The 21,614-nt window shown below is 41.4% G+C and carries 9 protein-coding genes, 5 tRNA genes and 6 rRNA genes; 18 read left to right on the top strand and 2 right to left on the bottom strand.

Features of this window, described 5'->3' with window-relative positions; translation table 11 throughout:
• Window positions 1-18: 18 nt before the first annotated feature.
• From dltC to H1A07_RS08855, 3 genes are read left to right on the top strand one after another with little or no spacing between them, the layout of a single operon-like run.
• Window positions 19-258, top strand: a complete 240-nt coding sequence (gene dltC, locus H1A07_RS08865) for a D-alanine--poly(phosphoribitol) ligase subunit DltC (RefSeq protein WP_003648200.1) — start codon at window positions 19-21, stop codon at window positions 256-258.
• Window positions 251-1,552 (top strand): D-alanyl-lipoteichoic acid biosynthesis protein DltD, encoded by a 1,302-nt coding sequence (gene dltD, locus H1A07_RS08860; RefSeq protein WP_210144966.1) that lies wholly within the window; start codon window positions 251-253, stop codon window positions 1,550-1,552. The genes dltC and dltD overlap by 8 nt, the downstream gene beginning before the upstream one ends.
• Window positions 1,553-1,563: 11 nt before the next feature.
• Window positions 1,564-2,505 (top strand): serine hydrolase domain-containing protein, encoded by a 942-nt coding sequence (locus H1A07_RS08855; RefSeq protein ID WP_210145510.1) that lies wholly within the window; start codon window positions 1,564-1,566, stop codon window positions 2,503-2,505.
• 233 nt (window positions 2,506-2,738) lie between these two features.
• On the opposite strand, the gene H1A07_RS08850 is transcribed toward H1A07_RS08855, so the two are convergent.
• Window positions 2,739-3,938 (bottom strand): MDR family MFS transporter, encoded by a 1,200-nt coding sequence (locus tag H1A07_RS08850; protein WP_153939396.1) that lies wholly within the window; start codon window positions 3,936-3,938, stop codon window positions 2,739-2,741.
• A gap of 112 nt (window positions 3,939-4,050) precedes the next feature.
• On the bottom strand, window positions 4,051-4,287 hold the full coding sequence (locus H1A07_RS08845) for a hypothetical protein (protein ID WP_057718884.1): 237 nt from the start codon (window positions 4,285-4,287) through the stop codon (window positions 4,051-4,053).
• Between the two features lie 166 nt (window positions 4,288-4,453).
• On the opposite strand from H1A07_RS08845, the gene H1A07_RS08840 reads away from it, so the two are divergent.
• The 15 genes from H1A07_RS08840 (at window position 4,454) to rrf (H1A07_RS08770) (ending at window position 21,610) form a co-directional block, all read left to right on the top strand.
• The gene (locus tag H1A07_RS08840; RefSeq protein ID WP_210144965.1) at window positions 4,454-5,773 is read left to right on the top strand and encodes a PTS sugar transporter subunit IIC; all 1,320 of its coding nucleotides are present in this window, start codon (window positions 4,454-4,456) and stop codon (window positions 5,771-5,773) included.
• A complete protein-coding gene (locus H1A07_RS08835; RefSeq protein WP_094523752.1) occupies window positions 5,763-6,674 on the top strand; it encodes an alpha/beta hydrolase in 912 nt (303 codons plus the stop codon). Before H1A07_RS08840 ends, H1A07_RS08835 begins: the two co-directional genes overlap by 11 nt.
• 254 nt (window positions 6,675-6,928) lie before the next feature.
• The gene (locus H1A07_RS08830) at window positions 6,929-9,046 is read left to right on the top strand and encodes an ATP-dependent Clp protease ATP-binding subunit (protein WP_057718886.1); all 2,118 of its coding nucleotides are present in this window, start codon (window positions 6,929-6,931) and stop codon (window positions 9,044-9,046) included.
• 124 nt (window positions 9,047-9,170) lie between these two features.
• The gene (locus H1A07_RS08825; protein ID WP_057718887.1) at window positions 9,171-10,568 is read left to right on the top strand and encodes an APC family permease; all 1,398 of its coding nucleotides are present in this window, start codon (window positions 9,171-9,173) and stop codon (window positions 10,566-10,568) included.
• Window positions 10,569-10,997: 429 nt separating this feature from the next.
• Window positions 10,998-12,570 (top strand): 16S ribosomal RNA (locus H1A07_RS08820).
• A 141-nt stretch (window positions 12,571-12,711) separates the two neighbouring features.
• Window positions 12,712-12,785: transfer RNA gene (locus tag H1A07_RS08815), tRNA-Ile, on the top strand.
• 34 nt (window positions 12,786-12,819) lie between these two features.
• Window positions 12,820-12,892 (top strand) — tRNA-Ala (locus H1A07_RS08810).
• 126 nt (window positions 12,893-13,018) lie between these two features.
• Window positions 13,019-15,920 (top strand): 23S ribosomal RNA (locus H1A07_RS08805).
• Between the two features lie 61 nt (window positions 15,921-15,981).
• A 5S ribosomal RNA gene (rrf, locus tag H1A07_RS08800) occupies window positions 15,982-16,098 on the top strand.
• Between the two features lie 12 nt (window positions 16,099-16,110).
• Window positions 16,111-16,186 (top strand) — tRNA-Asn (locus H1A07_RS08795).
• A 323-nt stretch (window positions 16,187-16,509) separates the two neighbouring features.
• Window positions 16,510-18,082: ribosomal RNA gene (locus tag H1A07_RS08790) — 16S ribosomal RNA — on the top strand.
• A gap of 141 nt (window positions 18,083-18,223) precedes the next feature.
• Window positions 18,224-18,297: transfer RNA gene (locus tag H1A07_RS08785), tRNA-Ile, on the top strand.
• Between the two features lie 34 nt (window positions 18,298-18,331).
• Window positions 18,332-18,404: transfer RNA gene (locus tag H1A07_RS08780), tRNA-Ala, on the top strand.
• A gap of 126 nt (window positions 18,405-18,530) precedes the next feature.
• Window positions 18,531-21,432, top strand: a 23S ribosomal RNA gene (locus tag H1A07_RS08775).
• A gap of 61 nt (window positions 21,433-21,493) precedes the next feature.
• Window positions 21,494-21,610, top strand: a 5S ribosomal RNA gene (rrf, locus tag H1A07_RS08770).
• Together the 16S, 23S and 5S rRNA genes with 5 tRNA genes alongside form the textbook arrangement of a ribosomal RNA operon.
• Window positions 21,611-21,614: the final 4 nt, after the last annotated feature.

The following is a 21,614-nucleotide window of genomic DNA, read 5'->3' as shown; positions in this document are numbered from 1 at the left end:
GAAAGGATTTTATTAATTATGGATACAAAGCAAGCTGTTTTAGATATTTTAAATGAATTAACTGGTGAAGATTTAAGTGACCAAATGGATGAAAACATTTTTGAAAATGGATTGTTAGATTCTATGGCAACTGTACAAATGTTACTTGAATTACAAGATAAATGTGGTGTTACTGCACCAGTATCAGAATTTCACCGTGAAGATTGGGATACTCCAAACAAAATCATTGCAAAGGTAGAAAGCTTAAGAAATGAGTAATAAACGCAAACTGTGGCAGATTTTCGGCCCAGTTCTCTGTGCGTTCATTTTGTTAATAATCTTATTTTTGATTCCATGGCAAAATGGTGAAAAGTCAGATAATGCTTTGTTTAAAGCGTCTGTCTCACAGTCACAAACTGTTTTTAAGGGACAATCAATTAAGCAAGCTGCTTTTGAAAAAAACTACGTTCCATTTTATGGTTCTAGTGAGTTATCAAGAATGGATGCCTTACATCCAAGCGTTTTAGCTTATAAATATAAAAGAAATTATCGACCTTTCTTATTAGGAGGACCGGGAAGTCAATCACTAACCCACTTTTTCACTATGCAGGAAACAGTAGATCAACTTTCTAACAAAAAAGCTGTATTTATTATTTCACCACAGTGGTTTACTAAGCAGGGACAAAATCCGGCTGCTTTTGGAATGTACTTTTCTCAACTTCAAGCTGTTGACTGGATTTTAGGTGCTAAGGATAGTGTAGCTACACGCTATGCGGCACGTCGCTTGCTTGATATGCCAGCTGGAACTGCTAGTGAAACAACAAAGTATGCTTTGATGACATTAGCTTCAGGGCAAAAATTGTCTAAGTATCAAACCTGGTATTTAAAAGCTAGACGTCGAATGTTAGCTAATGAGGATAACTTCTTTTCTTCTTTGGGAATGACTAATAATATTCCAAAGATTCAAAAAGAAGCCGGTAAATTACCAGGTACTTATGCCTATGATAATTTGCGTCAATTTGCTAATGAACAAGGTCAGCAAGGAACGAGTAATAATAAATTTGGTATTTCTAATGGATTTTTTGATAAAAAGTTAAATAATAAACACTTAAAGAAATTAAAGAATTCACAAAAAAACTTTGACTATACTAAGTCACCAGAATACGCAGATTTTGAATTAGTATTAAATGAACTTGCTCATGAACATGTAAATGTCTTGTTTATTATTCCACCTGTTAATGCCAAGTGGGCTAAGTATACTGGCTTATCTCAAAGCATGTATCAAGAATGTGTTGCAAAAATTACGAAGCAACTTACTTCCCAAGGCTTTAATAATATAGCTGATTTATCAAAAGATGGTGGAAAGAAATTCTTCATGGAAGATACTATTCACCTTGGCTGGAATGGTTGGTTAAAAGTAGACCAATATGTAAAGCCTTTTATGGAAGAAAAGAATCATCCAGTTAACTATAAGTTAAATAGCTACTACTTTACTAAAGCTTGGGGAAACAAAACTGACGTAAAAATGCCAGACACTAAAAGTAAGGCAGCAACAAATATAAAAAAAAACTAGCACAAGCTGGGATTAAAGGTAATGTTTTAGTAATTAAGAACAATAAGGTAGTTCTTAATGAATCTACAGGATATTCAAATATCAGTAAAAAAATTCATAATAATTCTAAGACTGCTTTTTTCATCAATTCTGTTAATAAAGTTTTTACTGGTACTTTGGTTTTAAAACAGATTGAGAATAATAAGCTTAGCCTTAACGATAAGTTATCAAAATTTTATCCTCAAGTTCCGCATGCTAATCAAATCACGATCAGCCAACTTTTGACTATGGAGGGTGGACTGAGAGGAAAAAATGAATCAGCTTATGGAACTCCTGTATTTAACAATAATCAGGCAGGAATTAAATATGATATTAAACATAATGTGATTTTTGATAAGCAGCATTATAATCAACGCATGTATTCATCAATTAATTATATTTTGTTATCTGGTATTTTAGAAAAAGTAACTCATCGTTCTTATGAAAATCTTGTCAAAAATACGTATATTAAAAAGCTAGGACTTTCTAATACGGTTTTTTATTGGGATATACCTAAAAATAGACATATACAGGTTGCAATTCCATATACAAAAAATACCGAAGGATATTTAAGTCCGCATTTTATTCCGGTAGACAGAGTACATGGAGATTTAGGAGCTGGAAGCTTGGTGATGTCTAATGATGATCTTTATCGAGCTACTAGTGCAATCCTGAATGGAGAAATAATTAAATCTGCTTCTGTGCAAAAGGCATATGCGCCTTCTGATCCTGCAAATTATAATGCTGGTTTTTATAATTTCCCTGACTTTCACTCGACAAATGGATCGGGCGATGGTTATACAACTTATTGTAGAATTTCAAATGACACTAGAGATGCATTAGTAGTTCAGTCCAATTATCCCGTTAAGGATTATTATAAAATTAGGCAACTTTGTAATGATCTCATGGAAAGTTTAATAAAGTCGGATACATAGAGATGAAAATTTAGTTTTTCATCTCTTTTTTTGCTCTTTAAGCATTCTTAAAACTAGTTGTTTAAGAATGCTTGCTGTGCTAAGATTTACCTGTACCGTTGTATTGAAGTGCATTTTCTACGGTAGCGAAAATGTGCCTTCTTATTTGGTCAGAATAGCGGTACGTAACACTGTGTGAGCCTGATTCCGATGTTGGTGGAATTAGGCTTTTTTATTGCAAAAATAAAAGATCGCTAGTCAGCGATCTTTTTCTTGTTATAGGCATTAACGAAAGCAAAAATTAGGACAGATATCAAAACTAAAATAGTACAGAAAATAAATAAAACTAGGTATGAGAAGTTATCTATTACCAAAGCACCAATTAGTGGCCCTAAGGCACGTCCAGCTGATGTAACGGATTGAACAATACCTTGATATTTTCCTTTATCTTTATTGCTAGCTCGGTCGTTTACAAAGGTTGAAACGGCAGGAAAGGCCAAAATTTCTCCACAAGTAAGGACTGCCATGGCTAAAACAAAGTTGAAGTAGTGAGTAGCACCAATTAATAGCAAGAATGCTAGTCCAAATAAGCTAAAACCAATATAGAGTCTGCCATGAAGATGAAGAGTTAGCCAATCATCAAAATGGGTAAGTAATGGTTGAAGTATGACAATTAAAACAGCATTTAGAGTCCATAATAGACTGTATAAGCGAACACTCATGTGCAATCCGAGCATATAGGAAGAAATGTTTGAGTTCCATTGTTCATAAGCAATCCAAGCTGCTAGGACGCAGATCAGAATAGAAAAAATAGCTTTTTTTGCGCCATAGGGAATTTGTTCTTTATATTCAGATTCGACGACTTTTTTATTTTTAGAAGCATGTGCTTGATTTAAACCACGATACTCCAGAAAGATTACAATACTCAAAAACACAAACATAATAAATGCAAGTAAGAAAATATAAGTAATGCCAAAAGGTAAAATAAAGCCGACCATTAAGGAGCCAAAAACTAGTCCTAGATTTTGAGTGAAATATAAAACGTTAAAAACATAGGAGGCATTTCGACTGCGGATTAGTGTGGCAATTGAATTTAAACCAGTGACGACAATTCCGTTACCTAATCCAAGAGTAATCAATAAAATCGGATAAGCAGGCCAGCCATGAAATAAAACTAATAAAAATGTAGATATTGTAGAAATAGTAACGCCCGTTAGGAGTGTTTGGTAGGGATGCCATTTATCAAATAAAAAACCACCTAGTGCGTTTCCTATCATTGTAAATGCAGAATTAATGAAGAGAACGATTCCGGCAACAGTTAGAGTTTCATGTAAATAATTGTGGATGTAAATAGTAGTTAAAGGCCAAATAAAACTAACGCCAGTATTGATAATTAATGAACCAGCAAATAACCAGATTAACTTGATTGGGTCTATTGCGTGCTTTCTTAACATGTTAATCCTCCCTGAAATTAGATTTGCAGTATAAAAAGAAGCTGACAATTGTCAGCTTCTTTTTATTAATTACTCTCATTTTGACTGAAAATAAGATTTTACGCAATGCTTATTAAGCGTCTCCATTCATCCAGCTACTGTTAAAATTTCTAAGAACTTCGTCAGCTGGAAATGCGTCTTTACCAGTATGTTTAATCGCTTCTTGAATTTGCTTTTGAGATAAATGATCGCATACGTAATTCTTAATAGCTTCATTAATTACTAAGTTCCAATCTTTATCAGAGCGATTTAAATAGTAATTTAATAGACGATTATTTTTATCGGTAATAGAAAAACTTCGTTTAGACATAATTTTTCTCCCTCAATATCTTCTCTCTAATTATAGCATGTTCTTAATTTGACTAGTTGTTATAAAGGCTTATAACTTTTAATCTATTTTTTAACAAAAATCATGGGTTTATAATGATTTTTAATTTAAACTAAGGAGTAGACTATAAAATTTAAGGACATAAAAAATGGAAAAAATAATTTTTAAAACGGTTGTTCGACTTAGAAGATTAGCATTTTTTAGGGTAGCTGACCGAACCTTGATGATGTTAATGCCGTTAGCAGTAGTGGGGAGTATTTTTCAATTTTTGTGGCAGAGTGTGTTTTCACCTACAAGTTTAATATCAAATATTTTCTATTTTGATAAATGGCTGCCAGATCAAATTTTTAATGGTGCATGGTATGCCTGTCAAGGGGTTACTAGTGTAGTATTTGGTACTTTTGGGCTTTTTACAGCATATTTTTCAGCGCAATATACAGCTAGACTTTATCAAAAAGATGCCCAAATGGCTGGAGTATCAGGGATGCTAGCTCTTCTTTTGTGTGCGTATCGTTTTAGAGATATAAAAAACTTTCAATTATCATTTAATTGGCGTTTTTTAAACATTAATAGTTTTTTATTTGCGCTATTAATAGGATTTGGTACTGGTTTAATTTTTAGGTTTTTAGGTGTTGAATATCATCACCAGCACGCGGAAAGTGCACAACGAATTAAAAAAAGGGCGTTTAATTCATTTCGACCAATGCTTGTTACTTGGGTAATTGGACTAGTGGTTGGAATTTTAGCTAGTTTAGTTCATGTGCGTGTTGTTGCTACTAACTTTTATCAATTTTTCCAAAATCAGGGACAAAATAATTTGAATTTAGGAGTTTTCATTCCATTATTGCTATTAGGGTTGCTGTTAAATTGGCTTGGGATTGGTCAACCATTGGCCTCTTTAACTACGGGTAGCGATAGTGCGACTAATGTTGCCAACCTAAACTATGCTTTAACTCACGGTTCAAGTTTGAATGTACCGAATCCTTATGTGGGAAATTCTCTGTATCAATCTTATGGAAGATTTGGTGGCAGTGGTTTAACTTTAGTTTTATTAATCGGTATTTTAATTTACATCAGAAAAAATAGCATTGCTAGAATAGCCCGCTGGAGCTTTATTCCGACTTTATTTGGTTCTAATCAAGGAGCTTTGATTGGTATTCCAATAATGCTGAACCCATTATTTTTAATTCCATATGTGTGTTTACCTGTTGTAAATATGCTTTTAGGTGCAAGTATGATTGCAATTCATTTGATTCCCGTCTCTGCATATAATGTTTTATCTGGCACTCCTGGTCCTTTAGTTGCCTTTATTGCTACAAATGGTACTTGGCAAGCTTTAATTTTTTCAATGCTCTTATTTGCCCTTGATATTTTATTATATCTTCCAATTGTTAAGATGGCTAAGGATGTTCAAGATGAAATAGATTTACTAAATGATGAGGAAGCAGGGTATGAGTATGTTAAATAAAAAAATAATATCGAAAAATCGGCTGCTTTTATTAGGTACATTTATTTTCTTAATAGTTTTAGCTATTCCAACTTTTTTTTGGATTAAGAATGCTAACAATGATTTAGCTGAACGGCGAAAGTCACAAATGTCACCGGTAATCATGATTCCCGGATCAAGTGCGACTACTGAACGTTTTAACGAATTAGTTAATTTATTGAATAAAGATACTTTTAAGAAACATAGCTTGTTAAAAATTCAAGTAAAAAAAGATGGGACATTAAAGTATAGCGGAAAGATTAATCGTAATGACAATGAACCATTTATTGTGGTTGGCTTTGAAAATAATCATGATGGTTATGCCAATATTAAAAAACAAGCAGGATGGTTCGATGAAGCATTTGCGCAGCTCAGTCAACAGTATAAATTTAATAATTTTAAGGCGTTTGGTCATTCAAATGGTGGATTGATTTGGACTTATTGGTTGGAAAATTACTATGCGGACTATAGTGATGAAATCAAAATAAAGAAATTAATGACTTTAGGTACGCCGTATAACTTTAATGAAAGCAATGTTGATCATAAGACAGAGATGCTGAATGATTTTATTAAAAATAGAAAGAAAATACCTAAAAACTTGGATGTATATTCTGTTTCTGGCGGAGAAAATTATGAATCTGATGGCTTAGTTCCTGAAAGTAGCGTAGCTGCAGGAAAATATATTTTTCAAAATCAAGTAAAGCATTATACAACTATGACTATTACAGGCGCTGATGCACAGCATTCATCGCTACCACAAAATAAACAAGTAGTTCAACTGATTGAACAGTATCTACTAGAAAATAATAATGGAGATAATACTCCTGCTAATGAACAAAAGCCAAAAGAGAATCGAAAAAATAGAAAGAAGATAAATGATTAAATTCTTTGAAAATTAATAGAGATAAATAATTATTCAACTTTACTATCATATTAATTCACAAAGATTTTAAGCGCAATGTGTTTCATAAAGCGCGTTGCACTTATTTTATTCACAAATTAAAATAATCTGTGGAAAAAATATGATATAATATTTGGCTTTTCTGTGGATAACCTGTTATAATTAAAGCTGTGAGTAGTTAGCACTTAAAACTAATGAGTGCTAAAGTTTTTGAGAATATGAGGAGTGTGTAAAGCATGGCATACTTTGACAATGGAAATTACAATTTTGATGATTTGTTTAATGAATTAAACAGAGATTTTTTCAATGATGGAAGAATGACAAATGGTCAACAACCAATGAGATATAGTACCGGTCAAGCACCACAACAAGGTGCACAAAATGGTCAACAACAAAAGGAGAAGCCAATTGGTGTTGATTTGACTGAACAAGCTAAGAAGGGCAAATACGATCCTGTTATTGGACGTACTGCTATTATTGACCAAGTTATTGAAATTTTGAGTAGACGTAAAAAGAATAATCCTGTTTTAACTGGACCTGCTGGTGTTGGTAAGACTTCAGTAGTTGAAGGATTAGCTCAAAGAATTGTTGATGGAGATGTTCCTGAAAAGCTAAAAAATGCTCATATTATTGAATTGAACATTAATGAATTAGTTGCAGGTACTTCTCTTCGCGGTAGTTTTGAAGAAAAATTAAAGAAGATTATTGATAAAGCTAAGGGTGACAAGAATGTTATTCTCTTTATCGATGAATTACATAATATTGTTGGTGCAGGTTCAACTGATTCAGAAAATAATTCTGGGGATGCTGCTAACATCTTAAAGCCAGCTTTAGCAAGTGGTGAAATTCGTGTAATTGGTGCAACTACTACTAGTGAATACCAACAAATCGAAAAGGATCCAGCTTTAGCTAGAAGATTCCAACCAGTACAAGTTCCTGAACCAAGCATTAAGGATGCTATTGAAATTTTGAAGGGCTTAGCTCCAAAATATGAAAAGTATCACAATGTAAAATATGATCCAGAAGCTTTGAAGTTAGCTGCTGAACTTTCTAACCGGTACATCAACGATCGTCACTTACCAGATAAGGCAATTGACTTAATGGACGAGGCTGGTGCTAAGAAGTCTTTAGGTATGGATCAAAAGGATGAAACTTCAATTAAGAATAAGATTCATGCACTAGAAGGTAAAAAAGCAGAAGCAGCTAAGAGTGAGAAATATGACGAAGCTGCTAAAATTAAGAAAGAAATTGAAGATCTTAAGAAAGATCTCAAGAATGCAGGTAAAGCTAGTGAACTTAAAGTTACACCAGAAGATATGTATGCTTTAATTCAAACTAAAACTGGTATTCCAATGAGTGAAATTAATGCGAATGAAGCTCAAAAGAATGCTAACTTAGCTTCTGACTTGAAGAAGGTTGTTATTGACCAAGATAAGGCAATTGATATCATCACTGACGCAATTGCTCGTAAACAAGTATTTAAGGATTCAAACCGTCCAACTGGTTCATTCTTGCTTACTGGTCCTACTGGTGTTGGTAAGACTGAATTGGCTAAGCAATTAGCAATTAAGTTATTTGGTAAGGCTGACGCTTTAGTACGTTTGGATATGTCAGAATACCAAGACCAAATGGCTGTTAACAAGTTAATTGGTTCAGCACCTGGTTATGTTGGCTATGGTGAAGGTGGTCAATTAACTGAAAAGATTCGTCATCAACCATATTCTTTGATTTTGCTTGACGAAATTGAAAAGGCAAATCCACAAGTCTTTAATGCATTACTTCAAATTATGGATGATGGTCGTTTGACTGATGCACAAGGTAGAACAATCTCCTTCAAAGATACAATCATTATCATGACTTCAAATGCTGGATACTCTGATAAGTTGCTTAAGGGAGACGATCAAGATGCTTTACGTAAAGCACTTGAAGTTTACTTCAGACCAGAATTCTTGAATCGTCTTGATGCAATTGTTCCATTTAATTCATTAACTAGTGAAGATATGCTCAAGATCTTAGACCTTTACTTAGTAAAGATGGAGAAGTCTCTTGCTAAGAGAAACATTAAGCTTCATGTTACCGATGATGCTAAGAAGTACTTGGCTAAGAAGGGCTATGATAAGGAATTTGGTGCTCGTCCATTGAGAAGGGTTGTTGAACAAGATCTTGAAACCCCAGCAGCTAAGTTGATTGTTTCTAAGCCAGATACTAAGGAAGTTAAATTCACCATTGATGATAAGCATTTATACTTAAATGGTGAAATTCTTGAAGATGTATTGTTTGACAAGGAAACTCGTGAACAAGAAAAGAAAGACATCAAGGAAGCTGAAAAAGCTGACAAAAAAGAAGAAAAATAGTTAACAATGTTGTGAAAAAAGACTACGAATTTAATTCGTAGTCTTTTTTAATTAATTTTAATTATAGGGTAGAAATAGCTATAAAATCAGGTATAATAATTAAAATTAATTAAGGAGAGTTGGAATGAAAAACTTTTTTAAGAAAGTTCCAGTAAATACTTTTTTAAAAGCAGATTCTCGCTTAACTAGACATTTAAATGCTCGTGATTTAGTTGCATTGGGAATTGGAGCAGTTATTGGAACAGGAATTTTTATTTTACCTGGTCATGAAGCAGCACAGCATGCTGGTCCAGCGGTTGCTATTTCTTTTTTATTAGCAGCAGTTGTTTCTGGTATGGTAGGGATGGCCTATGCTGAATTTTCTTCTGCGATGCCAGTAGCGGGATCCGCCTATTCTTTTGGTTCAGTAATCTATGGAGAAGTAGTAGGGTGGATAATTGGATGGGGATTATTATTAGAATATTTTTTAGCTGTTTCTGCTGAAGCGACTGGTTTTGCTTCATATTTTAATAATAATATTTTAGCTCCAATTGGAATTCATTTGCCTAAAGCACTTGAAGCTGGCCCTATGGAAGGTGGAGTAATAAATATCTCTGCCGTTTTAATTGTATTAATTGTTGCACTGATTTTATATCAAGGTGCTAACCTGTCTAAACGCGTGGAAAACATTGCTGTAATGATTAAGGTTGCAATTATTATTTTGTTTATTGTAATTGGGATGTTCTATATTAAGGCAGATAACTACGTTCCCTTTTACCCTAAGAAATTCCAAACACCACCGTTAGGAATTGGAGGAATATCTACGGCGGCGGCCACGGTATTCTTTGCATTTATTGGGTTTGATGCGTTAGCGGCAAATAGTGCTGAAACGAAGGATCCTGAAAAAAATGTTGTTAAAGGAATTATGGGAACAGTAATTATTGCGGTATTACTATATGTAAGTTTTTCTCTGGTTTTAACTGGAATGGTAAATTACAAGCAATTAAATGTTGACGATCCAGCAGCTTATGCACTAAAAGTAGTTGGCTTAACTGCGTGGAATAAATTGATTACCATTGGAGCATTAGTCGGAATCTTTACGGCAATGATTACTATGTTGCTAGGTGGATCAAGATTGCTGTATGCTTTAGGAAGAGATGGATTACTACCTGATTCCATGGGAAGTGTGCATGCCAAAAAGATGATCCCAGATCATGCAGTAATTGTTTCTACGATAGTAGCAGCTGTTTTTGCTGGATTGGTTCCTTTAATGGAATTAGCTTCATTAATTAATGCAGGTACGTTAATTGCATTTGCTTTGATTTCATTTGGGATTATTCCTCTACGGCATCGAAAAGATATTGTGAATGATGGATTTAAAATGCCACTTTATCCTGTCCTGCCTGTAATCGCTGGACTATTAAGCGTATATTTCATTTGGATGCTACCAAAGACAACCAAAATTATGGTAGGAATCTGGCTAATTGTGGGAATAATTGTGTATGCAACATATGGTATAAAACACTCTAAATTACAGAATTAATCAAAAAGGCCTCAACTTGAGGCCTTTTTAGCACTCTAAAAAAATATTGCTAATTTTTTGCAAAAAAGGGTTGACGAAAAGTAAAAAAGCCTGTAAAGTAATACATGCTGTTTGAGTCAAGCGAAAAGAGCGAATAAAAAAGTTCAAAAAAAGCTTGCCAAAGCGAGCGAAAGATGATAATATTATAAAGCTGTCATTTGAGAGAGATGAGAAAATTAAAAAGGCTCTTGTCAAAACTCAAAAGACATGATATAATATAAAAGTTGTCACGAGACAACGGTAGTACCTTGAAAACTGAACAAAGTTTCGCTGAAAGTGTGCGGGATATAAAAATCCCAAACAAAAGCGAAGTCAATTCGCAAGCAATAAATTTGAGATAACTCAAAGAAAGTTTTAGAGCTAAACGATAAAAAGCTCATTTTCAAAAAGGAAAATGAGAGTTTGATCCTGGCTCAGGACGAACGCTGGCGGCGTGCCTAATACATGCAAGTCGAGCGAGCTTGCCTAGATGATTTTAGTGCTTGCACTAAATGAAACTAGATACAAGCGAGCGGCGGACGGGTGAGTAACACGTGGGTAACCTGCCCAAGAGACTGGGATAACACCTGGAAACAGATGCTAATACCGGATAACAACACTAGACGCATGTCTAGAGTTTAAAAGATGGTTCTGCTATCACTCTTGGATGGACCTGCGGTGCATTAGCTAGTTGGTAAGGTAACGGCTTACCAAGGCAATGATGCATAGCCGAGTTGAGAGACTGATCGGCCACATTGGGACTGAGACACGGCCCAAACTCCTACGGGAGGCAGCAGTAGGGAATCTTCCACAATGGACGCAAGTCTGATGGAGCAACGCCGCGTGAGTGAAGAAGGGTTTCGGCTCGTAAAGCTCTGTTGGTAGTGAAGAAAGATAGAGGTAGTAACTGGCCTTTATTTGACGGTAATTACCTAGAAAGTCACGGCTAACTACGTGCCAGCAGCCGCGGTAATACGTAGGTGGCAAGCGTTGTCCGGATTTATTGGGCGTAAAGCGAGTGCAGGCGGTTCAATAAGTCTGATGTGAAAGCCTTCGGCTCAACCGGAGAATTGCATCAGAAACTGTTGAACTTGAGTGCAGAAGAGGAGAGTGGAACTCCATGTGTAGCGGTGGAATGCGTAGATATATGGAAGAACACCAGTGGCGAAGGCGGCTCTCTGGTCTGCAACTGACGCTGAGGCTCGAAAGCATGGGTAGCGAACAGGATTAGATACCCTGGTAGTCCATGCCGTAAACGATGAGTGCTAAGTGTTGGGAGGTTTCCGCCTCTCAGTGCTGCAGCTAACGCATTAAGCACTCCGCCTGGGGAGTACGACCGCAAGGTTGAAACTCAAAGGAATTGACGGGGGCCCGCACAAGCGGTGGAGCATGTGGTTTAATTCGAAGCAACGCGAAGAACCTTACCAGGTCTTGACATCCAGTGCAAACCTAAGAGATTAGGTGTTCCCTTCGGGGACGCTGAGACAGGTGGTGCATGGCTGTCGTCAGCTCGTGTCGTGAGATGTTGGGTTAAGTCCCGCAACGAGCGCAACCCTTGTCATTAGTTGCCATCATTAAGTTGGGCACTCTAATGAGACTGCCGGTGACAAACCGGAGGAAGGTGGGGATGACGTCAAGTCATCATGCCCCTTATGACCTGGGCTACACACGTGCTACAATGGACGGTACAACGAGAAGCGAACCTGCGAAGGCAAGCGGATCTCTTAAAGCCGTTCTCAGTTCGGACTGTAGGCTGCAACTCGCCTACACGAAGCTGGAATCGCTAGTAATCGCGGATCAGCACGCCGCGGTGAATACGTTCCCGGGCCTTGTACACACCGCCCGTCACACCATGAGAGTCTGTAACACCCAAAGCCGGTGGGATAACCTTTATAGGAGTCAGCCGTCTAAGGTAGGACAGATGATTAGGGTGAAGTCGTAACAAGGTAGCCGTAGGAGAACCTGCGGCTGGATCACCTCCTTTCTAAGGAAGGCGAAAGATGATGGAGAGTGCGAGAGCACTAAGAGAAGTCATCGAGAAAGCCAAGCGGAAGCACACTGAGAAACTTTGTTTAGTTTTGAGGGTATTACCTCAAACAACTTGAATAACAAGCCAAGCACAATCGGGCCTATAGCTCAGCTGGTTAGAGCGCACGCCTGATAAGCGTGAGGTCGATGGTTCAAGTCCATTTAGGCCCATTCAAAGCAAAAAGCTTTGATAAAAGGCAATGATGGGGGCTTAGCTCAGATGGGAGAGCGCCTGCTTTGCACGCAGGAGGTCATCGGTTCGATCCCGTTAGCCTCCATTGAGACATAAAGTCTCAAGGGTTAGTACATTGAAAACTGAATATAATCTAAAGCAAAAAACCGAGACAATCGAAGAAAACAGATTGAAGAGCGACCGAGAAGAGAGAGAAACTCAACTTGAAATAGGTCAAGTAGAAAAGGGCGCATGGTGAATGCCTAGGCACTAGAAGCCGATGAAGGACGTGACGAACCACGAAAGGCTTCGGGGAGCAGTAAGTAAGCAGTGATCCGGAGATATCCGAATGGGGGAACCCAATACCGAGAGGTATTATCATTAGCTGTTAAGGCTAATGAAGGAAGACGCAGTGAACTGAAACATCTAAGTAGCTGCAGGAAGAGAAAGAAAAATCGATTTCCCAAGTAGCGGCGAGCGAACAGGAAAGAGCCCAAACCAGCTGGCTTGCCAGTTGGGGTAGTAGGACTGCGATATAGTACTTGAAGTGATAGCAGAATTATCTGGAAAGATAAGCCAGAGAGGGTGAAAGCCCCGTAAGCGAAATTGCAGAGAGACTTAGCAGGATCCTGAGTAGGTCGGGACACGAGGAATCCCGATTGAAACCGCGAGGACCATCTCGCAAGGCTAAATACTAACTAGTGACCGATAGTGAACCAGTACCGTGAGGGAAAGGTGAAAAGAACCCCGGAAGGGGAGTGAAAAAGAACCTGAAACCGTGTGCCTACAAGTAGTCAGAGCACATTAAAGTGTAATGGCGTGCCTTTTGTAGAATGAACCGGCGAGTTACGTTATGGTGCAAGGTTAAGTCAGAAAAGACGGAGCCGGAGCGAAAGCGAGTCTGAAGAGGGCGAAAGAGTATCATGACGTAGACCCGAAACCAAGTGACCTACCCATGACCAGGTTGAAGGCGTGGTAAAACACGCTGGAGGACCGAACCCACGTGAGTTAAAAATCGCGGGGATGAGTTGTGGGTAGCGGTGAAATTCCAAACGAACTTGGAGATAGCTGGTTCTCTCCGAAATAGCTTTAGGGCTAGCCTCGTGTGAATGATAATGGAGGTAGAGCGCTGTTTGGACTAGGGGCCCGTCAGGGGTTACTGAATCCAGATAAACTCCGAATGCCAGATATCAATGCACGGGAGTCAGACTGCGAGTGATAAGATCCGTAGTCGAAAGGGAAACAGCCCAGATCACCAGTTAAGGTCCCCAAATCTATGCTAAGTGGAAAAGGATGTGGAGTTGCGTAGACAACTAGGATGTTGGCTTAGAAGCAGCCACCATTTAAAGAGTGCGTAATAGCTCACTAGTCGAGTGACGCTGCGCCGAAAATGTACCGGGGCTAAGCATAGTACCGAAACTGTGGATGCATATATTATATGCGTGGTAGGAGAGCGTTCTAAGTGCGGCGAAGTTAGATCGAGAGGACTAATGGAGCGCTTAGAAGTGAGAATGCCGGTATGAGTAGCGAAAGATAGGTGAGAATCCTATCCGCCGAAAGACTAAGGTTTCCTGGGGCAGGCTCGTCCGCCCAGGGTAAGTCGGGACCTAAGGTAAGGCCGAGAGGCGTAGCCGATGGACAACAGGTAGAGATTCCTGTACTGAAATTGTTCGATAAGAGCAAAGGAGGGACGCAGGAGGCTAATGACGCATGTTGCTGGAAATACATGTGCAAGCAGTAAGAAAAAGATGAGTCAAATGCTTGTCTTTAGATTTCAAGCTGTGACGCGGAGCGAAATAAAAGTAGCGAAGGTCATGATGTCACACTGCCAAGAAAAGCTTCTAGCCAGAACAATTTTACCCGTACCGCAAACCGACACAGGTAGTCGAGTGGAGAACACTCAGGTGAGCGAGAGAACTCTCGTTAAGGAACTCGGCAAAATGACCCCGTAACTTCGGGAGAAGGGGTGCTGATAGTAAAATATCAGCCGCAGTGAATAGGCCCAAACAACTGTTTATCAAAAACACAGGTATCTGCAAAATCGTAAGATGACGTATAGGTGCTGACACCTGCCCGGTGCTGGAAGGTTAAGAGGAGAGCTTAGCGAAAGCGAAGGTTTGAATTGAAGCCCCAGTAAACGGCGGCCGTAACTATAACGGTCCTAAGGTAGCGAAATTCCTTGTCGGGTAAGTTCCGACCTGCACGAAAGGTGTAATGATTTGGGCACTGTCTCAACGAGAGACTCGGTGAAATTATAATACCCGTGAAGATGCGGGTTACCCGCGACAGGACGGAAAGACCCCATGGAGCTTTACTGTAGCTTGATATTGAGTATTTGTTAAACATGTACAGGATAGGTAGGAGCCAGAGAAAGTAGGACGCTAGTCTTACCGGAGGCAATGTTGGGATACTACCCTTGTTTGATGGATCCTCTAACTCACAGAGCTGAGCGTTCTGGAGGACAGTGTCAGGTGGGCAGTTTGACTGGGGCGGTCGCCTCCTAAAATGTAACGGAGGCGCCCAAAGGTTCCCTCAGAATGGTTGGAAATCATTCGCAGAGTGTAAAGGTATAAGGGAGCTTGACTGCGAGAGGTACACCTCGAGCAGGGACGAAAGTCGGGCTTAGTGATCTGGTGGTACTGCATGGAAAGGCCATCACTCAACGGATAAAAGCTACCCTGGGGATAACAGGCTTATCTCCCCCAAGAGTTCACATCGACGGGGAGGTTTGGCACCTCGATGTCGGCTCGTCGCATCCTGGGGCTGAAGTCGGTCCCAAGGGTTGGGCTGTTCGCCCATTAAAGCGGCACGCGAGCTGGGTTCAGAACGTCGTGAGACAGTTCGGTCCCTATCCGTCGTGGGCGTAGGAAATTTGAGAGGAGCTGTCCTTAGTACGAGAGGACCGGGATGGACATACCGCTGGTGTACCAGTTGTCTTGCCAAAGGCATCGCTGGGTAGCTATGTATGGAAGGGATAAGCGCTGAAAGCATCTAAGTGCGAAGCCCCCCTCAAGATGAGATTTCCGATGCGTAAGCAGTAAGACACCTTAAAGACGATGAGGTAGATAGGCTAGGAGTGGAAGCATAGTGATATGTGGAGCGGACTAGTACTAATCAGTCGAGCACTTGACCAAAGCTCAAAGGTTTAGAGCAGAAGATTATATTCAGTTTTGAGTGTAAAAGCTCAAGAAAGAGTACGGTGGCGATGGCAAGAAGGATACACCTGTTCCCATGCCGAACACAGAAGTTAAGCTTCTTAACGCCGAGAGTAGTTGGTGGGAAACTGCCTGCGAGGGTAGGTAGTCGCCGTGCTCTTTTTAATATTCCGGCTTAGCTCAGTTGGTAGAGCACCTGACTGTTAATCAGGTTGTCGTCAGTTCGAGTCTGACAGCCGGAGCCAATGGAGTCAACTAGACTCCTATTTTTATCAAAAAAATGATAAAAAAGCTTGCCAAAGCGAGCGAAAGATGATAATATTATAAAGCTGTCATTTGAGAGAGATGAGAAAATTAAAAAGGCTCTTGTCAAAACTCAAAAGACATGATATAATATAAAAGTTGTCACGAGACAACGGTAGTACCTTGAAAACTGAACAAAGTTTCGCTGAAAGTGTGCGGGATATAAAAATCCCAAACAAAAGCGAAGTCAATTCGCAAGCAATAAATTTGAGATAACTCAAAGAAAGTTTTAGAGCTAAACGATAAAAAGCTCATTTTCAAAAAGGAAAATGAGAGTTTGATCCTGGCTCAGGACGAACGCTGGCGGCGTGCCTAATACATGCAAGTCGAGCGAGCTTGCCTAGATGATTTTAGTGCTTGCACTAAATGAAACTAGATACAAGCGAGCGGCGGACGGGTGAGTAACACGTGGGTAACCTGCCCAAGAGACTGGGATAACACCTGGAAACAGATGCTAATACCGGATAACAACACTAGACGCATGTCTAGAGTTTAAAAGATGGTTCTGCTATCACTCTTGGATGGACCTGCGGTGCATTAGCTAGTTGGTAAGGTAACGGCTTACCAAGGCAATGATGCATAGCCGAGTTGAGAGACTGATCGGCCACATTGGGACTGAGACACGGCCCAAACTCCTACGGGAGGCAGCAGTAGGGAATCTTCCACAATGGACGCAAGTCTGATGGAGCAACGCCGCGTGAGTGAAGAAGGGTTTCGGCTCGTAAAGCTCTGTTGGTAGTGAAGAAAGATAGAGGTAGTAACTGGCCTTTATTTGACGGTAATTACCTAGAAAGTCACGGCTAACTACGTGCCAGCAGCCGCGGTAATACGTAGGTGGCAAGCGTTGTCCGGATTTATTGGGCGTAAAGCGAGTGCAGGCGGTTCAATAAGTCTGATGTGAAAGCCTTCGGCTCAACCGGAGAATTGCATCAGAAACTGTTGAACTTGAGTGCAGAAGAGGAGAGTGGAACTCCATGTGTAGCGGTGGAATGCGTAGATATATGGAAGAACACCAGTGGCGAAGGCGGCTCTCTGGTCTGCAACTGACGCTGAGGCTCGAAAGCATGGGTAGCGAACAGGATTAGATACCCCTGGTAGTCCATGCCGTAAACGATGAGTGCTAAGTGTTGGGAGGTTTCCGCCTCTCAGTGCTGCAGCTAACGCATTAAGCACTCCGCCTGGGGAGTACGACCGCAAGGTTGAAACTCAAAGGAATTGACGGGGCCCGCACAAGCGGTGGAGCATGTGGTTTAATTCGAAGCAACGCGAAGAACCTTACCAGGTCTTGACATCCAGTGCAAACCTAAGAGATTAGGTGTTCCCTTCGGGGACGCTGAGACAGGTGGTGCATGGCTGTCGTCAGCTCGTGTCGTGAGATGTTGGGTTAAGTCCCGCAACGAGCGCAACCCTTGTCATTAGTTGCCATCATTAAGTTGGGCACTCTAATGAGACTGCCGGTGACAAACCGGAGGAAGGTGGGGATGACGTCAAGTCATCATGCCCCTTATGACCTGGGCTACACACGTGCTACAATGGACGGTACAACGAGAAGCGAACCTGCGAAGGCAAGCGGATCTCTTAAAGCCGTTCTCAGTTCGGACTGTAGGCTGCAACTCGCCTACACGAAGCTGGAATCGCTAGTAATCGCGGATCAGCACGCCGCGGTGAATACGTTCCCGGGCCTTGTACACACCGCCCGTCACACCATGAGAGTCTGTAACACCCAAAGCCGGTGGGATAACCTTTATAGGAGTCAGCCGTCTAAGGTAGGACAGATGATTAGGGTGAAGTCGTAACAAGGTAGCCGTAGGAGAACCTGCGGCTGGATCACCTCCTTTCTAAGGAAGGCGAAAGATGATGGAGAGTGCGAGAGCACTAAGAGAAGTCATCGAGAAAGCCAAGCGGAAGCACACTGAGAAACTTTGTTTAGTTTTGAGGGTATTACCTCAAACAACTTGAATAACAAGCCAAGCACAATCGGGCCTATAGCTCAGCTGGTTAGAGCGCACGCCTGATAAGCGTGAGGTCGATGGTTCAAGTCCATTTAGGCCCATTCAAAGCAAAAAGCTTTGATAAAAGGCAATGATGGGGGCTTAGCTCAGATGGGAGAGCGCCTGCTTTGCACGCAGGAGGTCATCGGTTCGATCCCGTTAGCCTCCATTGAGACATAAAGTCTCAAGGGTTAGTACATTGAAAACTGAATATAATCTAAAGCAAAAAACCGAGACAATCGAAGAAAACAGATTGAAGAGCGACCGAGAAGAGAGAGAAACTCAACTTGAAATAGGTCAAGTAGAAAAGGGCGCATGGTGAATGCCTAGGCACTAGAAGCCGATGAAGGACGTGACGAACCACGAAAGGCTTCGGGGAGCAGTAAGTAAGCAGTGATCCGGAGATATCCGAATGGGGGAACCCAATACCGAGAGGTATTATCATTAGCTGTTAAGGCTAATGAAGGAAGACGCAGTGAACTGAAACATCTAAGTAGCTGCAGGAAGAGAAAGAAAAATCGATTTCCCAAGTAGCGGCGAGCGAACAGGAAAGAGCCCAAACCAGCTGGCTTGCCAGTTGGGGTAGTAGGACTGCGATATAGTACTTGAAGTGATAGCAGAATTATCTGGAAAGATAAGCCAGAGAGGGTGAAAGCCCCGTAAGCGAAATTGCAGAGAGACTTAGCAGGATCCTGAGTAGGTCGGGACACGAGGAATCCCGATTGAAACCGCGAGGACCATCTCGCAAGGCTAAATACTAACTAGTGACCGATAGTGAACCAGTACCGTGAGGGAAAGGTGAAAAGAACCCCGGAAGGGGAGTGAAAAGAACCTGAAACCGTGTGCCTACAAGTAGTCAGAGCACATTAAAGTGTAATGGCGTGCCTTTTGTAGAATGAACCGGCGAGTTACGTTATGGTGCAAGGTTAAGTCAGAAAAGACGGAGCCGGAGCGAAAGCGAGTCTGAAGAGGGCGAAAGAGTATCATGACGTAGACCCGAAACCAAGTGACCTACCCATGACCAGGTTGAAGGCGTGGTAAAACACGCTGGAGGACCGAACCCACGTGAGTTAAAAATCGCGGGGATGAGTTGTGGGTAGCGGTGAAATTCCAAACGAACTTGGAGATAGCTGGTTCTCTCCGAAATAGCTTTAGGGCTAGCCTCGTGTGAATGATAATGGAGGTAGAGCGCTGTTTGGACTAGGGGCCCGTCAGGGGTTACTGAATCCAGATAAACTCCGAATGCCAGATATCAATGCACGGGAGTCAGACTGCGAGTGATAAGATCCGTAGTCGAAAGGGAAACAGCCCAGATCACCAGTTAAGGTCCCCAAATCTATGCTAAGTGGAAAAGGATGTGGAGTTGCGTAGACAACTAGGATGTTGGCTTAGAAGCAGCCACCATTTAAAGAGTGCGTAATAGCTCACTAGTCGAGTGACGCTGCGCCGAAAATGTACCGGGGCTAAGCATAGTACCGAAACTGTGGATGCATATATTATATGCGTGGTAGGAGAGCGTTCTAAGTGCGGCGAAGTTAGATCGAGAGGACTAATGGAGCGCTTAGAAGTGAGAATGCCGGTATGAGTAGCGAAAGATAGGTGAGAATCCTATCCGCCGAAAGACTAAGGTTTCCTGGGGCAGGCTCGTCCGCCCAGGGTAAGTCGGGACCTAAGGTAAGGCCGAGAGGCGTAGCCGATGGACAACAGGTAGAGATTCCTGTACTGAAATTGTTCGATAAGAGCAAAGGAGGGACGCAGGAGGCTAATGACGCATGTTGCTGGAAATACATGTGCAAGCAGTAAGAAAAAAGATGAGTCAAATGCTTGTCTTTAGATTTCAAGCTGTGACGCGGAGCGAAATAAAAGTAGCGAAGGTCATGATGTCACACTGCCAAGAAAAGCTTCTAGCCAGAACAATTTTACCCGTACCGCAAACCGACACAGGTAGTCGAGTGGAGAACACTCAGGTGAGCGAGAGAACTCTCGTTAAGGAACTCGGCAAAATGACCCCGTAACTTCGGGAGAAGGGGTGCTGATAGTAAAATATCAGCCGCAGTGAATAGGCCCAAACAACTGTTTATCAAAAACACAGGTATCTGCAAAATCGTAAGATGACGTATAGGTGCTGACACCTGCCCGGTGCTGGAAGGTTAAGAGGAGAGCTTAGCGAAAGCGAAGGTTTGAATTGAAGCCCCAGTAAACGGCGGCCGTAACTATAACGGTCCTAAGGTAGCGAAATTCCTTGTCGGGTAAGTTCCGACCTGCACGAAAGGTGTAATGATTTGGGCACTGTCTCAACGAGAGACTCGGTGAAATTATAATACCCGTGAAGATGCGGGTTACCCGCGACAGGACGGAAAGACCCCATGGAGCTTTACTGTAGCTTGATATTGAGTATTTGTTAAACATGTACAGGATAGGTAGGAGCCAGAGAAAGTAGGACGCTAGTCTTACCGGAGGCAATGTTGGGATACTACCCTTGTTTGATGGATCCTCTAACTCACAGAGCTGAGCGTTCTGGAGGACAGTGTCAGGTGGGCAGTTTGACTGGGGCGGTCGCCTCCTAAAATGTAACGGAGGCGCCCAAAGGTTCCCTCAGAATGGTTGGAAATCATTCGCAGAGTGTAAAGGTATAAGGGAGCTTGACTGCGAGAGGTACACCTCGAGCAGGGACGAAAGTCGGGCTTAGTGATCTGGTGGTACTGCATGGAAAGGCCATCACTCAACGGATAAAAGCTACCCTGGGGATAACAGGCTTATCTCCCCCAAGAGTTCACATCGACGGGGAGGTTTGGCACCTCGATGTCGGCTCGTCGCATCCTGGGGCTGAAGTCGGTCCCAAGGGTTGGGCTGTTCGCCCATTAAAGCGGCACGCGAGCTGGGTTCAGAACGTCGTGAGACAGTTCGGTCCCTATCCGTCGTGGGCGTAGGAAATTTGAGAGGAGCTGTCCTTAGTACGAGAGGACCGGGATGGACATACCGCTGGTGTACCAGTTGTCTTGCCAAAGGCATCGCTGGGTAGCTATGTATGGAAGGGATAAGCGCTGAAAGCATCTAAGTGCGAAGCCCCCCTCAAGATGAGATTTCCGATGCGTAAGCAGTAAGACACCTTAAAGACGATGAGGTAGATAGGCTAGGAGTGGAAGCATAGTGATATGTGGAGCGGACTAGTACTAATCAGTCGAGCACTTGACCAAAGCTCAAAGGTTTAGAGCAGAAGATTATATTCAGTTTTGAGTGTAAAAGCTCAAGAAAGAGTACGGTGGCGATGGCAAGAAGGATACACCTGTTCCCATGCCGAACACAGAAGTTAAGCTTCTTAACGCCGAGAGTAGTTGGTGGGAAACTGCCTGCGAGGGTAGGTAGTCGCCGTGCTCTT

Source organism: Lactobacillus taiwanensis (genome assembly GCF_017894345.1).
GTDB lineage: Bacteria > Bacillota > Bacilli > Lactobacillales > Lactobacillaceae > Lactobacillus > Lactobacillus taiwanensis.
This window is presented reverse-complemented; position numbering and strand designations above follow the sequence as displayed.

Bases quoted from the DNA above. Each gene is read 5' to 3' on its own strand.
- dltC (WP_003648200.1), top strand. From the start codon at position 19: ATGGATACAAAGCAAGCTGTTTTAGATATTTTAAATGAATTAACTGGT.
- dltD (WP_210144966.1), top strand. From the start codon at position 251: ATGAGTAATAAACGCAAACTGTGGCAGATTTTCGGCCCAGTTCTCTGT.
- H1A07_RS08850 (WP_153939396.1), bottom strand. From the start codon at position 3,938: ATGTTAAGAAAGCACGCAATAGACCCAATCAAGTTAATCTGGTTATTT.
- H1A07_RS08845 (WP_057718884.1), bottom strand. From the start codon at position 4,287: ATGTCTAAACGAAGTTTTTCTATTACCGATAAAAATAATCGTCTATTA.
- H1A07_RS08840 (WP_210144965.1), top strand. From the start codon at position 4,454: ATGGAAAAAATAATTTTTAAAACGGTTGTTCGACTTAGAAGATTAGCA.
- H1A07_RS08835 (WP_094523752.1), top strand. From the start codon at position 5,763: ATGTTAAATAAAAAAATAATATCGAAAAATCGGCTGCTTTTATTAGGT.
- H1A07_RS08830 (WP_057718886.1), top strand. From the start codon at position 6,929: ATGGCATACTTTGACAATGGAAATTACAATTTTGATGATTTGTTTAAT.
- H1A07_RS08825 (WP_057718887.1), top strand. From the start codon at position 9,171: ATGAAAAACTTTTTTAAGAAAGTTCCAGTAAATACTTTTTTAAAAGCA.